At 69.3% G+C, this 14,470-nt stretch carries 13 protein-coding genes and 1 pseudogene; 8 read left to right on the top strand and 6 right to left on the bottom strand.

The window, feature by feature from the left end; all coding sequences use genetic code 11:
• Positions 1 to 68 precede the first annotated feature (68 nt).
• The gene (locus tag VYJ16_RS15025; RefSeq protein WP_336351130.1) at positions 69 to 722 is read left to right on the top strand and encodes a type 1 glutamine amidotransferase; all 654 of its coding nucleotides are present in this window, start codon (positions 69 to 71) and stop codon (positions 720 to 722) included.
• An 84-nt stretch (positions 723 to 806) separates the two neighbouring features.
• On the opposite strand, the gene VYJ16_RS15020 is transcribed toward VYJ16_RS15025, so the two are convergent.
• From VYJ16_RS15020 to VYJ16_RS15000, 5 genes are all read right to left on the bottom strand, one after another.
• A complete protein-coding gene (locus tag VYJ16_RS15020) occupies positions 807 to 2,144 on the bottom strand; it encodes a bifunctional metallophosphatase/5'-nucleotidase (RefSeq protein ID WP_336351129.1) in 1,338 nt (445 codons plus the stop codon).
• Between the two features lie 504 nt (positions 2,145 to 2,648).
• On the bottom strand, positions 2,649 to 3,458 hold the full coding sequence (locus VYJ16_RS15015) for an MOSC domain-containing protein (protein ID WP_336351128.1): 810 nt from the start codon (positions 3,456 to 3,458) through the stop codon (positions 2,649 to 2,651).
• A 71-nt stretch (positions 3,459 to 3,529) separates the two neighbouring features.
• Positions 3,530 to 3,922 carry a DUF2237 family protein gene (locus tag VYJ16_RS15010; protein ID WP_336351127.1) on the bottom strand — a complete coding sequence of 131 codons (393 nt, stop codon included), beginning with the start codon at positions 3,920 to 3,922 and terminating at the stop codon, positions 3,530 to 3,532.
• A 65-nt stretch (positions 3,923 to 3,987) separates the two neighbouring features.
• On the bottom strand, positions 3,988 to 4,668 hold the full coding sequence (locus VYJ16_RS15005) for a hypothetical protein (RefSeq protein ID WP_336351126.1): 681 nt from the start codon (positions 4,666 to 4,668) through the stop codon (positions 3,988 to 3,990).
• 51 nt (positions 4,669 to 4,719) lie between these two features.
• The gene (locus VYJ16_RS15000; protein WP_336351125.1) at positions 4,720 to 5,292 is read right to left on the bottom strand and encodes a hypothetical protein; all 573 of its coding nucleotides are present in this window, start codon (positions 5,290 to 5,292) and stop codon (positions 4,720 to 4,722) included.
• A 923-nt stretch (positions 5,293 to 6,215) separates the two neighbouring features.
• Here VYJ16_RS15000 and VYJ16_RS14995 point away from each other — a divergent pair.
• On the top strand, positions 6,216 to 6,533 hold the full coding sequence (locus VYJ16_RS14995) for a hypothetical protein (RefSeq protein WP_336351124.1): 318 nt from the start codon (positions 6,216 to 6,218) through the stop codon (positions 6,531 to 6,533).
• Between the two features lie 104 nt (positions 6,534 to 6,637).
• Here VYJ16_RS14995 and VYJ16_RS14990 read toward each other — a convergent pair whose 3' ends face one another.
• Entirely contained in the window at positions 6,638 to 10,081 is a 3,444-nt protein-coding gene (locus VYJ16_RS14990; protein ID WP_336351123.1) for a glycoside hydrolase family 97 N-terminal domain-containing protein, read from the bottom strand.
• Positions 10,082 to 10,318: 237 nt separating this feature from the next.
• On the opposite strand from VYJ16_RS14990, the gene VYJ16_RS14985 reads away from it, so the two are divergent.
• From VYJ16_RS14985 to VYJ16_RS22205, 6 genes and pseudogenes are all read left to right on the top strand, one after another.
• The gene (locus VYJ16_RS14985; protein ID WP_166041777.1) at positions 10,319 to 10,570 is read left to right on the top strand and encodes an MTH865 family protein; all 252 of its coding nucleotides are present in this window, start codon (positions 10,319 to 10,321) and stop codon (positions 10,568 to 10,570) included.
• A 175-nt stretch (positions 10,571 to 10,745) separates the two neighbouring features.
• Positions 10,746 to 11,615: an MBL fold metallo-hydrolase gene (locus VYJ16_RS14980; protein ID WP_336351122.1), complete on the top strand. Its 870-nt coding sequence runs from the start codon at positions 10,746 to 10,748 to the stop codon at positions 11,613 to 11,615.
• Between the two features lie 69 nt (positions 11,616 to 11,684).
• A complete protein-coding gene (locus tag VYJ16_RS14975; protein ID WP_336351121.1) occupies positions 11,685 to 12,113 on the top strand; it encodes a universal stress protein in 429 nt (142 codons plus the stop codon).
• On the top strand, positions 12,110 to 12,583 hold the full coding sequence (locus VYJ16_RS14970; protein WP_336351120.1) for a pyridoxamine 5'-phosphate oxidase family protein: 474 nt from the start codon (positions 12,110 to 12,112) through the stop codon (positions 12,581 to 12,583). The genes VYJ16_RS14975 and VYJ16_RS14970 overlap by 4 nt, the downstream gene beginning before the upstream one ends.
• Before the next feature lie 60 nt (positions 12,584 to 12,643).
• Positions 12,644 to 14,221, top strand: a complete 1,578-nt coding sequence (locus VYJ16_RS14965) for a succinic semialdehyde dehydrogenase (RefSeq protein WP_336351119.1) — start codon at positions 12,644 to 12,646, stop codon at positions 14,219 to 14,221.
• A 100-nt stretch (positions 14,222 to 14,321) separates the two neighbouring features.
• Positions 14,322 to 14,470 (top strand): annotated as a pseudogene (locus VYJ16_RS22205) (phosphate ABC transporter ATP-binding protein); the annotation flags it as partial.

Raw genomic sequence — 14,470 nt, 5'->3', positions numbered from 1 at the left:
ACGCCGGGCGAGCCAAGCGCGGCGTTCGCGCCGGTACCCCTTTCGTGGCGCGCGCCATAGGACGCGCAATGTCATCGCCACGCGTCGTCGTCTGTCGGAACGAGGTCGACCCAGCGCACGCGTACCACTGCGACGCGCTCGCCGCGTCCATCCCCGATGCGGTCGAACTCGACTACGCCGCCGGGGAACGCCCCGACCTCGGGGAACTGGACGCGGTCGTCCTCACCGGAAGCACCGCGGGCGTCTACGAGGCCGACGAGTACCCGTGGATGCACTCGCAGATGGCGCTCGTCGAGACGCTCGTCGAACACGAGATTCCGACGCTCGCGGTCTGCTTCGGCCACCAGCTCGTGAACGCCGCCCTCGGCGGTCGCGTGGAGGCCGACGAGACGACGGCGCGTCTCGTCGACGTCGACTTCGCGGACGACCCGCTCTTCGACGGCGTCTCGCCGGTCGTCCCCGCGGTCCACGGCGACAAGGTCGTCGAGCCCGCGCCCGAGATGGAGGTCATCGCGACCACGGACTACTACGACGCGTTCGCGACCAGGCACCGGTCGGCGCCGCTGTGGAGCACGCAGTTCCACCCCGAGTTCACCGCCGCGCACCGCGACCGACTCGACGCCGACTACGGCTGGAGCGACGGCGAGTACTCGTTCGCCGACGTGAACGCCGGTCGCGTCTACGCGAACTTCACGCGCATCGTCGCCGACGGCGACTGTTGACGCACCGTCCCAGTCCGGAACTCCGCGCTCGTGTCGTCCAGCGGCCCTGAGAAACCGAACTGACTGGCTGGTGTTACCGACGAGTTACACCGGCTCGACGAAGCCGTCGGGGATGCCCGAGGTCCGGCCCTGCTCGAACAGCGCGACGACCGCCTCGTACTGGTCGTCGCCCTGCGCGAGCAGGTGCCGGCGGTCGACCGCGGGGAACTCGTCGCTCCCCAGGACGTAGGTGTTCGTCCCGACGACGTAGTCCCGGTTTCCATCGATGGGCTCGCCGTCGACGCGAACCGACTCGACGGTCCCGTCGTCCGCCACCCCGAGCGTCGCACCGGCGACCTGCAGCCAGCACGCGTACGCGCCCGGTCCTCGTGCCGCGCGGTCGTCGGTCACCACGCTCTCCCGAAGCAGTCGCGAGAGCGTTCGCCCCGACACCTCGATGCGACAGAGCGGCGCCGCGAACGGAACGAGGCCGACGACGTCACCGCGCGACACCGTCCCCGACAACCGCGGGCCCTCGCGGATCGCGAGCGTGTCGAGGACGCCGACGTCCGCGCTCGCCCCCTCCCGGTACGCGGTCGCGACCAGCGACCCCGCGCGCTCCCGGCCCACGAGTCGCTTCGCCGTGTCGCGGACGAGCGGCTCCTCGAGGTAGCCGACCGTGTCCTCCAGCCCGACGCGGTACCGCTCGGCCTGCAGTATCTCCGCGACCGACTCGTCGACGACCGCACGCTCGACGTCGTGGTCGTCGGTCGTCACGCGCTCCCCGTCGAAGTCGAGCTCCCACACCACCTCGCCGTTCACGCCCGGTCGGACGATGGGCGTCCCCGACACGCGCTCGCGGCCGACGCGATGCACGTGCCCGGCGGCGATGGCGTCCACGCCCTGCTGGCGCGCGACCGTCCGAACGACGTCGTCGCCGGCGTGCGCCAGCACGAGCACCGCGCGAACGCCGTGGTCGCGCAGCTCCGAGACCGCCGTCCGCACCGCTCGAATCGGGTCCTCGACCGCGAGCGAATCGGGGACCGACGCGTCCGGGTCCGTGATACCGACCACGCCGAGCGCACCGTCCGCGCGGTCCACGATCGTCCACGGCGCCGCGTCCCCGAACGGCTGCCCGCCCTCCATGACGTTCCCCGTCACGTACCGCGCCGGCGACTCCCACGTCACCTCCCGAGCGGCCGTCCGCCCGTGGTCGAAGTCGTGATTCCCGAACGTCGCGACCGCCGGCGACACCGCGTCCTGGAACGCCAGCGCGTGCTTGCCCTTCGTCGACAACCCCAGCACGCCCGGCGCGAGCGTGTCCCCACCGTCGGTGACGACCGGGTCGTCGCCGCCCTCCTCCCGGAGGACGGTCGCGAGCCGGCCCGCGCGCTCCGGGCTATCCAGTCCGGCCTCCACGTCAGCGTAATGCAGCACTCGCACGAGTTCGTCTCAGCGACTCGTACCCGGCGGGGGGCCGTAAGCCGTGCGGTCGCGCACGTAATTCGCCGCACGCTCTGGACCCCCGGCTCGCGGCCGGCCCTCGGTCGCGACTGAGCGCGTCGACGCAGGCTCGCATCGCCGGACCGAAAAGGACGGAATGTTGGTATGAACTATGAACAGACATACTCCAGCTTTGATGAACGCGGCCGCACTCTCGTTGATGATTACAGCATGGCTCGTAGTTCCCAGAATAACAGATGATGGTTTGTTCGGTGATGTGTTATTCCTCGGTGCGGCTATGATCGGCATAACTGGTTCGACGCTGGCTCTCCGAAACATACGCGCTGACTGAGGTCGGTACGTTCGCGAGCCACGATACGGACGAGGACGGCGTCGAGGTCCTCCTCCCCCGCGTCGTTCAGGTTTCGTCGTCGAAAACGATTCTGACGACGAACTCGCCGTCGTGCCGCTTCGAGGAGTAGACTGGACTGCGGCCGATGGCGGTCAGGCCTCGGGAGCGTCCTCGCGCGGTCGCTTCCCGACGACCTCGAGGTCGTCGCCGACGGCGAGTTCGCCGCCGTCCTCGCTCTCGTGGACGCGACTGAGCGCCATCACCTGGTAGTAGTGGTCGAGCGCGTCCGCGTCCGCCCAGTCGGGCATCGTCGCCTCGCGGCGCTCGACGAACCGCGCTTGGAAGTCCTCGATGACGTCGCCGGTGTCGGGGTCGCGGCTCGGGACGACGCAGCGCGCGCAGCACCCGGCGCCCTCGAACTCGACGTCGCCGATGCGGAACGCGACGACCTCGTCCTCGCCCGTCCAGAGGCGGTCCTCCCAGAACGGCTCCGCGTCGACGACGACGTTCGCCCGGAACCGCCGCCGGACGTTCACGGGGTCGAGGTCGAACCAGTCGCCGATGGCCTCGAGCGTCCCCGTCGAGATGACCGCGGGCCCCTTCGCGTAGTCGCGGTCGACGAACCCGCCGCCGGCGTCGCGGACGAGCGCGACCGGATAGTCCAGGAACTCGCTGAACCACGCGTTCGCGTCGCCGCGCTCGCTGTCGAGCGCGAACGACACCGCCTCGTCCGCGGGTTCGTCGTGCTCGCGGACGGTGAGCGTGCGCGTCTCCGGGTCGTAGGAACTGCGGACGCGGTGGAGGGCGGGTTCGCGCGTCGCGTTCACGAGCTCGCGGTCGTCGTCGAACAGCGCGAACTCGCGGTCGTACCGCAGGCGGCCGCCGACGAGGTCGGCCGTCTCGACCGGCATCGGGTCCAGGGACTTCACGGGATGGGTCACGAGCGCGTCGACGGTCGGCATACCAGCACTCCCGGGCGCCGACGGCGTGAACGCTTCGGTCCCGGACCCCGAGCCCGCGTTTTCTCGATAACTCACTCCGTACCGTGTGCGTTCGCTTCGAGCGTCTCCAGCGACACCTCGTCGAGCACGGACTCGTTCGTCGCTTCGAGCACGACCGGCGGCGCAGCACGCGCGTCCAACGCCTCCAGCCAGCGCGGCAGACACACGCACCACCGGTCACCCGGCTCCAACCCCGGGAACGATAGCTCTGGGCGTGGCGTCCGCAGGTCGTTCCCCATCACGTCCGTGAACTCGAGGAACCGCTCGGTCATCACCGCACACACCTCGTGGCGGCCCGGGTCCCGCTCCGGGAGCGCGTGACAGACGCCGTCGCGCTGCACGCCCGTCTCCGGGTCCGTCCCGCACGACGCGAGCGGTTCGCCGTTCACGTTCGACTCCGCGGTCGTCTCGTCCGGCGCGTTCATATCACGTCGTTGCGACCGCTCACGGAAAACCCTCCGCGGTCCGGAAGACATGTCGGGGTCGGGGCTCAGCACTTCGAGTACGACTGCGACCCAGCGATACCGGTCGGCTGTAGTCGCACCTTCGTCACCGCACCCTGGGGCGTCGCCACCGTGATGGTCGCTTCACCGCCGTTCTCCAGCGGTGCTCGCGTTCCGTTCAGTCGCGCACCACGTATCTCCGCGACGTCGAACGTCATCCGGACCATCCGCGACGTGTTCGTCAACTCGCGGACGTGCTCGCCGTCGTCGACGAGCGTGTACCGCGACGCGTTCGCGGTCTCGTTGTCCAGGCTGAGTTCCGCGTGCACGTCCCCGTCGGTGTACAGGACCGTCGTGTTCGACATGTTCACCATCGTTCCTCCCGGGCGCAGTCGGACGTGCACCCAGGCCTCGTCGACGCCTGGCGGGTTCGCGCTGACAGTACAGGTGCGGTCTTGGACCTGGACGCCGCCGACGACCTGCCCGACCGCTTCCTCCCCGGCGTCGGTCGCACGATCGCCCATCATGCCCGCCATGTTCACGATGACGCCCGCCGCGATCGCGGAGACGATGATCATCGCGACGAACATCACGATGATACCGATACCGACCTGCCCGCGGTCGTCCACGACGGCGAGCGTCCCCAGTTCCCGGCCGCTGTCGTCGAACTCGGCGCGGCCTCGCCCGCGGTCGTCGTCCCCATCGACGCTCGCGGACCGGGTAATCATGCAGACCCCTTACGATTGCACCACGAAAAGCGTTCTTGCCGCGACGACCCGTCAACACCCGACGTAGGACTGGTCCTCGCTGAGTCCGTTCGGTGCGCGAACGCTCGCCGCGTCGACCGTGCCGCCGTCGACCACGAGTTCCAGGGATGCACGCATTCCGGATTCGAGCGGCGCACCACGAATCGTCTCGACGGGAACGACGAGCGTCAGCGTCTCGCCTTCGACGATGCTCGCGTCGAACGCACCGGTGTCGTTCACGAGGCGAGCGGTCGTCTCGGACGCGTCGACGCCGACGTCGAGGGTGGCGGTCGTCGTCTCGTCGCCGTACCGGACCGTGGCGTCCGAGAGGTCGACGCTCCCGTTCCCCGTGTACCGGATCGACGCCGTCACGGTCCCGATGCCGGTCGTCCCATCGTCCGCGGAGACCGTGCAGCGACTTGCCGAGAGGCCGACCTCCGCCGGGTCACCCGTCTCCCCGCCTTCGGTCGCGACCACCCAGAACGAGCCAGCGAGGAGCGCGGTGACGATCGCGAGCCCGAGGAATACGATGCCGACGGTGACGGCGCTCGCGCGGGTTCCAGCGACCGCGCCGTCACCGTTTCGCGCCTCGTCTCGTCGCGGCATTCGTCAGGACGAACGCTGTCGCACCCCCTAAACTCACGCTTCGGTTCAGCGCTCGAAACGAACGCCGAACCCGAAGCATGCGCCACGTTGACATCCATCCCATAGTTTTTTGTCATTCGGCGATTTTTGTTGGACTACCCTGCGACGCCGACCCCTCAGTCGGCGTCCAGAGCGAACCCAACCATGTACATCGACCACATGAAGTCGGCGACCACTCGCGGTGTGAGTGGCAACGCCGTCACCGGGGAAGGTGACTATGCCTCCCCGGTCGACGGCGCCGACGAGCAGTGGTCCGATGTGCGGGCGAACCAACGGGGTCGCTCCTTCGCTCGGTCCGTTCTCGTCGGCGCCACGTGACACCGATCGTGACGTGAGCCCGGCTCGACGCTGACACCGTCGAGGCGACGCCACGTCCGTCGCCGACGCCCGGACCGAGAATCCTTCTCGGCCACTCGTCGTCGACGGCCAGGCTCCGTCACTGGTCGTCCTCACGTTCCGACTCACCACCGAGCACGGAGTCCGCCGTCCATCGCAGCGCGCGACGGCAGACCCCCTGGACGAACGCGACCGCGTCGACGCTGGATGCGGACGCGACCGCCCCGGCCTCGAACCGGGGTCGAACAGTCGCATCGCTCCCCACCGACCAGCCCCAGCGCCGTCCACCCACCGGACGCCCCGACGGCCCGCAAGCCCCCACCCACGCACGGAGGAACCGGCGGCCCAGTGGCCGCCGGATGCTCGTGCACGCCGCACCGCTGACGCAAGCCCCCACCCACGCACGGAGGAACCGGCGGCCCAGTGGCCGCCGGATGCTCGTGCACGCCGCACCGCTGACGCAAGCCCCCAACACGCCGCGACCGTGGATGAAACGGCATCCCGCGACCCCGCTCGGGTCGTGCGCGTTCGACTCGCGACGGGCGCCTATGGTAGCCCAAACCATCAGGCACCGATTCGAGACGACAGCTCACCTCACCGTCCGCGTCCCCCACGGCGCCGACGGCGACATGACCACCGGTGCGCGCACCGTCCTCCGACGCCTCGACGCGCTCGACGGCGTCGAGATCGAGCGCGTCACCGGCATCACGCCCGGCCTGAACGCGCTCGAGGTCGACGTCGAGGTCACCGCGACGCTCGTCGTCACCGAGGCCGTCGACGACGACGAAGCCCGTGCCACGCTCGAAGACGGCACCGGTATCGAGGCCGTCCACGACGTCGCCATCGAACCAGCAGCGAGCGCGTAACGATGTAGGAACCACCCGCGACGGACCGAGACCGGTCCGTCACGAACCACAGTCAGTCCCGCTCCGTGGGCAACAGACAGCCGCGCCGAGCCGTCGACAGTCGACTACAGCGACCTGAACGGTAGCGTCGCGAGCGACCCGGCGTCGTACGCGAGCGCGTCGCGCTGCGTCGTCCCCGTCGGCGTGACGAGGTCGACGACGCGCGGCGCGTCGTCGGCCGCCCCGCTCTTCGCACCGCCGAACTGCCACTGGGTCGCGTTCTCCTGCACGTTCCGGAACGCACCGTAGTCCTCGGAGCCGACGACCGGTACCACCTCGCCGTTCGGAACGTCGACGTCGCTCAACGTCGCCTTGTCCACGGACACCGTCGCGGTGTTCGCGGCGCGGTCCACGACGAGCGTCGGCGCGCCGACCTCGTTCCCCGACGCGTCCGTGACGTGCTGGTCGTAGCCGCTCGCGGCGATCCGGTACTGCCAGGCAGCAACGAACTGGGCGGTCACGGAGAGGTCGCCGAGTTCCGTCGTTCGGCCGCCGGACGCCGCCGGGTCTCGCAGCCAGACCGCCAAGAAGTGCGGGCTGAAGTTCCCGGAGTCGTACGCGTCGTAGAGGTTCGCGACCTCGAACGTGAAGTCGTACGTCGACGCGGTCTCGCTCACCTCGAACCCGCGGAGGTCGAACGCGCCGTCCTGGAACGACGCGTCCGTCGGATACGTGTACGCGCCAGGGCCGTCGTCGTCACCGGCGACGTCGTCGAAACTCGCTATCGTCACGCCACTGCTATCCGCGGGCCGCAGACGCATCGCTGCGCCGCCGCTCGCGCCCAGCGAGAGCGTCCGCGAATCCCCGGCTTCGACGCGGTAGTCGGAGATGGCGACCTCGGTCGGGTTCGACTCGACGCCGGTCCCCTCGGCGTCCACGTACTCCGTGACCGCCCACCCGTCAGCCTGCGCGGAGAGGAAGTCGAGGTTCACGGTGACGTCGCGCGCCGTCCCGTTCGTCATCGCACCGAGGAACCACTCGCTCCCCGAGCGCTTCGCGGTGACGACGTACTCGCCGATGCTCGAATCCAGCACGCGCGTCTCGTCCCAGTCCGCCACCGGGAGGTTCTCGATGAAGTCGAACTCGGGCACCGTGTCGTGGTTCTCCTTCGCGGGGTCGACGTTCCCGTACTCCGCGGCGACCGGCGAACTCCCGCCTTGCTCGCTGACCGCTATCGTGTTCAGGTTGAACCCGCCGACGTCGTCGGCCCCGAGCTTCACGGTCACCGTGTTCTCGCCCGCTTGCAGTTCGACGGGCTCCGTGTGAACCGCCCAGTCGTCCCAGTAGTCCGTGTACGCCGGCTGGATGGTGCGCTCGCTCCCGTTCACGACGAGCGTCGCCTCCGGGCCACCGTTGTCGACGACCGCTTGTGCGTTCTCCTCCGCGTCGCTCGCGTACCGCAGGTGGATGTCGTACGTGCCCGCGCTCTCGACGTTCTTCACCGTGAACGAGGCCGTCGCGCCGTCGGGTTCGCGGTTCGGGTCCACCGGGACGTAGTGCGCGCCGTACGCGTTCCGCCACTCGTCCGCCGTGATCATCCCGTCGAGCTCGCCCGATTGGGCTTGCACGAACTCGCCGACCTCCAGCGTCGGGTCGACGTACGCCTCGATGCGGTCCGCGGCCATCTGGATGCCGCCGAGGTACGTCGGGTACATCGCGAGTTGCTTCGCGCGCGTCGTCTGGATGCGGCCCGAGTCGTCGTCGTTGAACGTCACGTCGAAGATACCGGGCTGGTAGCTCGTCGGCCCGGCGAGCATCCGCGTGAACGGCAGGAGGACGTGGTGGTCGCGGCCGACGTCCGCGCCGAGTTCACCGAACCCGTCGTACTCCTGGGCCTTCACGACCTCCCGGGCCGCGACGTTCGGGTACGTCCGTATCTCGCCGGTCGGCTTGATGCCCTCGTGTATCTCGAGGAGCTGGCGGTTCGCCGCCGCCCGCCTGATGGCGAGTCGATGATGGTTCACGGCGGTCTGGCAGTGCTGGTTGTGCGTCGCGTACGACCCGTCGCCCTCGAACCCGAGCCCCGGGTCGGAGACGTACCCGTTCTTGATGGAACGGACGCCCTCGGCCTCGTATTCGTCGAAGACGCCGGCGTTCTCTATCTCGTCCTCGTAGTTCACGATATTCCCGGCGGTTTCGTTGTGGATCGTCATCTCCACCGGTGTCGGGAGGTTCGCGCCGTAGTCGGTGACCGTCGGGACGTCGAAGTCCGGGTACGAGTCCGCGACGCCCATCTCGAGGCCGGTGCCGTCGCCGGGGTACGTGTCCCAGCCCTCGTTCCACCCTTCGACGAGGACGCTGTCGATGCCGTGCTCGCTCGCGAACCGCATGTACCGCTGCATGCGTTCGGTGCGCGCGCCGTGGACGTACGACGCGGGGTCGTTCCCGTTGCTCTCTATCTCGCTGTCTGACTTGTACTCCCAGTTCGCGCTCCCTGCAATCATCGTCCACCAGATTCCGACGTAGGATTTCCCGGTTATCCAGTCGGTGTCGACGCCCCCGCTCCCGTCGCCGGGAAGCACCGAGTCGTCGCGGGCGTCCGCGAGCAGCGGGACGAGTTCGGACTCGACGAGGTCGCCCGGTCGGTCGCCGACCTGGAACGTCCGCCACGGCGTCACGTGCGGCGCGCTCGCCTGGACCTTCGTGCCGTCCGGGAGCGGCGCGAGTTCGACCGCGAGTTCGTTCCCGCCCGCGTCGTTCTTCGCGGCGAGACTCATCGTCGCGTAGTCGTCGAGGTTCGACTCGTGCACGGAGAGGTACGTCCCGTCGTCGGCGCGCATCGTCAACGGCGTGTGGACGCCCTTCCGGACCGTGTTGTCGTTCGGCCGGATGGTCTTCGACCCCGCGGGGACGTCGCTGAGCGCCGTCTCGCGGTACTCCTGTTCGAACCGCGGGTTCACGAACTCGTTCGCGATCCACCACGACGTGTAGTCGCCCGCGACGTTCACCTCGGTGTTCTCCGAGGTGATGGTGAACTCGCCGAAGTCGTCGTCGAACGCGACGCGGAACCCGACGCCGTCGTCGAACGCGCGCACCTGGAGGTTCGCCGACCGCGAGGGCGCACTCGTCTCCGCGAGGCCGATGGTCCGGTACGCGTAGTCCTCGCTGACGACGTCGTAGTTCCCCCACTCGGGCTCCCAGGTCTCGGTGGCTGTCCCGCTCTCGCTCCCGGTGACGGTGACGTCCGGCCCCGAGCCCGCGATGCCGGTACCGAACGTCGCCTGATTCGCGAAGTTGAACCCGATGGGTGAGGCGTCGACGTGCGTGGTGTCGTCGTAGCTGATACTGTACGTCGGGACGCCCGTGGAGACGTCGACGGTGACCTCGACGCGACCGTCGGGGGAGGTGACCGTCTGGACGTCGGACGCGTCGCCGCTCGTCACCTGCGCCGTCGCGTCCGTCGGGACGGTGGCGCTGTACGCGGATGCGGCGATGAGGCCCGTGAGCCCGCCGAGCAACCCACGTCGGCTGTGTAAGTTCTTACTCGCACGCGAGTTATCCTCTGTCATGCCATCAAGCGTGATGACCGTGTTCGTAATAAATTTTCATCCAGTCCGTAGCTGGATGACACGAACTCCACCGGGACTGGACGGTTCCCGGGCACCGCGACGGTCGGGCGAGCGGTAGATGCTTCACGATGGCCCGAGACTACCCGGGCACCACTGGGGCCGGAGCGAGATGCGGCCCCGCCGCCGCAACCAACTACCCAAAGATTTACTATTTATCCCCGTGAAGGTGGAGTCGTTATGGCAGACGAGCAAGACCTTCGCGAACAGATGGAAGATGCATTCGGTGGCGCCGACTACCCGATCTCGAGCCCGATGGACCTCGTCCCGGCGCTCCCCAACGGCCCGGGCACCCGCTTCGAGTCCGGCGACTTCTCCATGACAGCCATGGAGCTCCAGACGAAGCTTCCCGGCGGCGACTTCCCCTACGACGACGTCGAATCCTTCGTCGACGACGTCATCGAGAACCTCAAGGACGAAGGCCACATCTGAGGGCCCGCTAGCGTCCACCGCGACGGGCGCACACCACGCACCTTCTCTCGAAGTCACCCAGTAGCGACCGCTCAGCCACGACCCGTCGTCGGAAACCGGGACGTGGTTGCGAGCTCGGATGCGCTCGCGAACCCGAGCGTTCAAGCGCACGACGAGCCAAGGACGGCCCAGCACCGTGGCCTCTGACACGCTCCCTGCCGTCACCGTCGTCGACACCGAACTGCTGGGGACGCCCGGCGCGCACTCCGCGTTCCTCCTCGAAGCGCCAGCGCCTGTGCTCGTCGACGCCGGCGCAGCACCCGCCGCGGACGTCGTCGAAGCCGCACTCCACGACCGCGGCGTCGGCGCGCACGACCTCGCCGCCATCGTCCCGACGCACGTCCACCTCGACCACGCCGGCGCCGTCGGCGACCTCGCAGCGCGATTTCCGGACGCGACCGTTTACGTCCACGAACGCGGCCTGCCCTATCTCACCGACCCCGACCGCCTGGAGCGACTCGCGGCGAGCGCACGACGCGCGGTCGGCGACGAGATCGCCGACCAGTACGGCTCCCCGGTCGTCGTCGACGACGACCGCACGGTCGCGCTCACCGACGGCGATACAATTCCGGCCGGCGACCGCGACCTCGACGTCGTCCACGCCCCCGGCCACGCCCCCCACCAGGTCGCGCTCTCCGACCCCGAATCGGGCGCGCTGTTCGTCGGCGACGCCGCGGGCATGCACTACGGTGGGGCACTCCTCCCGACGACGCCCGCGCCCGACTTCGACCTCGACGAGTCGCTCGACACCATCGCTCGCCTCCGTGACCGCGAACCGTCCGCGCTCTGCTACGGGCACTTCGGCGTCCGCGAGGACGCCACCGACGCGCTCGACGCGTACGCCGAACTGCTCCCCGAGTGGGTCGCGGCCGTCGAGGCCGCGCTCGCGTCGAACGAATCCGCGGACCGAGCGGAGTTGGTCTCGGCGCTCCGCGAGGACTGGGCGAGTCCGACGCTCGAACGCGACGTCCAGGGCGTCGTCCACGCGCTCGACGCGGACCGCTGACCGACGGCGGTTGCCGCGACCCGACAACCGTCACACACCTTTATCGGTCCGACGAGCGCACTGTCACGCATGCACGTCCTCGTCCCGTACGACGACTCGGAAGGCTCCGAGCACGCGCTCGAACACGCGCTCGACCAGTACCCCGACGCCACCGTCACGCTCCTGCACGTCATCGACCTCGTCGACGCCGGGTACGCCAGCCCCGTCGACGGCACCCTCCCCGGGTTCTGGGAGGAGTGGTTCGAGAACGAGCAGGCCGCCTCCGAGCAACTCTTCGAGAGCGCTCGCGAGAAAGCCGGTGACGCGGGCGCGGACCTCCGGACCGAGTCCGTCGTCGGCCGGCCGACGCGCGCCATCAACGACTACGCCGAGGACAACGACGTCGACCACATCGTCATGGGGAGTCACGGTCGCTCGGGCGTGACGCGCGTCCTCCTCGGGAGCGTCGCCGAGGGCGTCGTCCGCCGCGCCCCCGTCCCCGTCACCATCGTCCGATGACGCTCAAACTACGGGGCGACCCCGACCGCGACTGGACGGACGCGTTCCTCGACGACAACCCCATCCCCGTCCGCGTCGCCACGCGGACTCCCAGCGGCGGCCTCTGGATGCTCTCGCTGTGGTACGGGTACGACGCGGACGACGCCACCCTCCACCTCGCGACGTCGGCGTCCGCGCGCGTCGTCGAGTACCTCGAAGCCGACCCCGAGGTCGCGTTCGAGGTGTCGACGAACCACCCGCCGTACCGCGGCGTCCGCGGGCAGGGGACCGCGACGCTCGAACCCGACGACGACAAGGCGCTCCTGCGGACGCTCGTCGACGACTACCTCGGCGACCGCGACTCCGACCTCGCCCAGTGGTTACTGCGCGACGACCGCGACGAGGTGCACGTCACCGTCGACGTCGAACGAGCGTACGCGTGGGACTACGGCGACCGGATGCGCGACGTCGATGCTCGCCGACCAGAGTGAGGTGGCTCCGGGAGTACCCCGACCGGTGCCGTTAGGGCGGTTCGGTCCGCACGTCGAGGCATGCCCGAGCTGCCGGACGCCGGTTCGCTGCCCGCGCGATTGACGCCCCGGGACTTCGACCACTGGAACGACCTCGTCACCGCGAGCGACGACGCCGCCGACCGCGAGGTCGTCGCACCCTACACCGGCGACGCCTTCTGCACAGCACCGGAATCGACGCCCGACGACGTCGCGACCGCCGTCGCGGACGCGGACGCCGCCCAGTCGCGGTGGGCCGACCGCGGGTTCGACGCCCGCACCGACGTCCTCGAACGCTTCCACGACCTCGTCCTTGACCGCCGCGAGGAACTCCTCGACCTCATGCAACTCGAGACCGGGAAGGCGCGCGGCGACGCCTACGAGGAGGTCATGGACGTCGCGATGACGTCGCGGTACTACGCGACCCGCGTCGCCGACCAGCTCGCGAGCGAACGCCGTCGCGGCGCCCTTCCCTTGCTCTCGACCGCGCGCGTCCACTACGACCCGGTCGGCGTCGTCGGCATCATCGCCCCCTGGAACTACCCCCTCACCCTCGCGGTCGGCGACGCCCTCCCCGCGCTCCTGGCCGGGAACAGCGTCGTCCTCAAACCCGCAGAGGAGACACCGTACACGGCGCTCGCCACGGTCGAACTGCTCCGCGAAGCCGGGCTCCCACACGACGCGTTCCAGGTCGTCACCGGCGATGGCGCGACGCTCGGCGACCCGCTCATCGAGCGCGTCGACTACGTCTCGTTCACCGGAAGCACCGCCGTCGGGCGGAAGATAGCCGCGAAAGCGGGCGAGGAACTCGTCGACTGCTCGCTCGAACTCGGCGGGAAGAACCCCGTCTACGTCCGCCCGGACGTCGACGTCGACACCGCTGTCGACCGCGCCATCGGCGCGTGCTACACGAACGCCGGCCAGCTCTGCATCAGCGCGGAACGGCTCTACGTCCACGAGGACGTCTACGACGAGTTCTCCCGGCGGTTCGTCGACGCCGTCGCCGACCTCGAACCCGGCACCGAGTACGCGTACGGCGTCCCCGTCGGCTCGCTCATCTCCGAGTCGCAACTGGAGCGCGTCGAGGCGCACGTCGAGGACGCCCGCGACCACGGTGCGACCGTTGAGACCGGTGGCCGCGTCCGCGACGACGTCGGCCCGTACTTCTACGCACCGACCGTGCTCACGGACCTCCCCAGGGACGCGACCGCTGCCTGCGAGGAGACGTTCGGGCCCGTCGTCAACATGGAACCGGTCGCGAGCGACGCCGAAGCCGTCCGGAAGGCCAACGACACCGACTACGGCCTGCACGCGTGCATCCTCTCCGGCGACGTCGACGTCGCTCGCGCCATCGCTCGCGACATCGACGCGGGCACCATCTCGATCAACGACGGCTACGTCACTTCGTGGGCCGCCCACGACGCCCCGATGGGTGGCATGAAGGACTCCGGACTCGGCCGCCGGCACGGCGAGGACGGCGTCGTCCGATTCACCGAGAAGAAGGCGGTGTCGACCTCCCGCGGCCTCCCCTTCGACCCCGTCACCGGCCCGACCGACCTCGAAGCGAAGGTCCTCGCAGCAGGGCTCAAGCTCTGGCGGCACGTCCCCTTCCTGCGATAGACTCCGGACAGCGGGAGTCACTGGTTCTATTACCCCTCCCGCCGTGGTCGCTGGCAAGTCACAGCGTCGGCGCGGCCGTGGCTCCCGACCCACACCATCCATGACAGATTCCACGTACGAAGCGGACGACACGGGCTCGACGACGGTCGCGGGCGAGACCGCCGAGGAGACGCGCGAGGAGTGGACGGAGTTCGAGTTCGAGGGCGACGCGAAGTTGAGCGTCGAGGACCTGAACGTGTGGTACGGCGA

It is taken from the genome of Halorubellus litoreus, from assembly GCF_037081675.1.
In the GTDB taxonomy this organism is placed as follows: Archaea; Halobacteriota; Halobacteria; order Halobacteriales; family Natrialbaceae; genus Halorubellus; species Halorubellus litoreus.
This window is presented reverse-complemented; position numbering and strand designations above follow the sequence as displayed.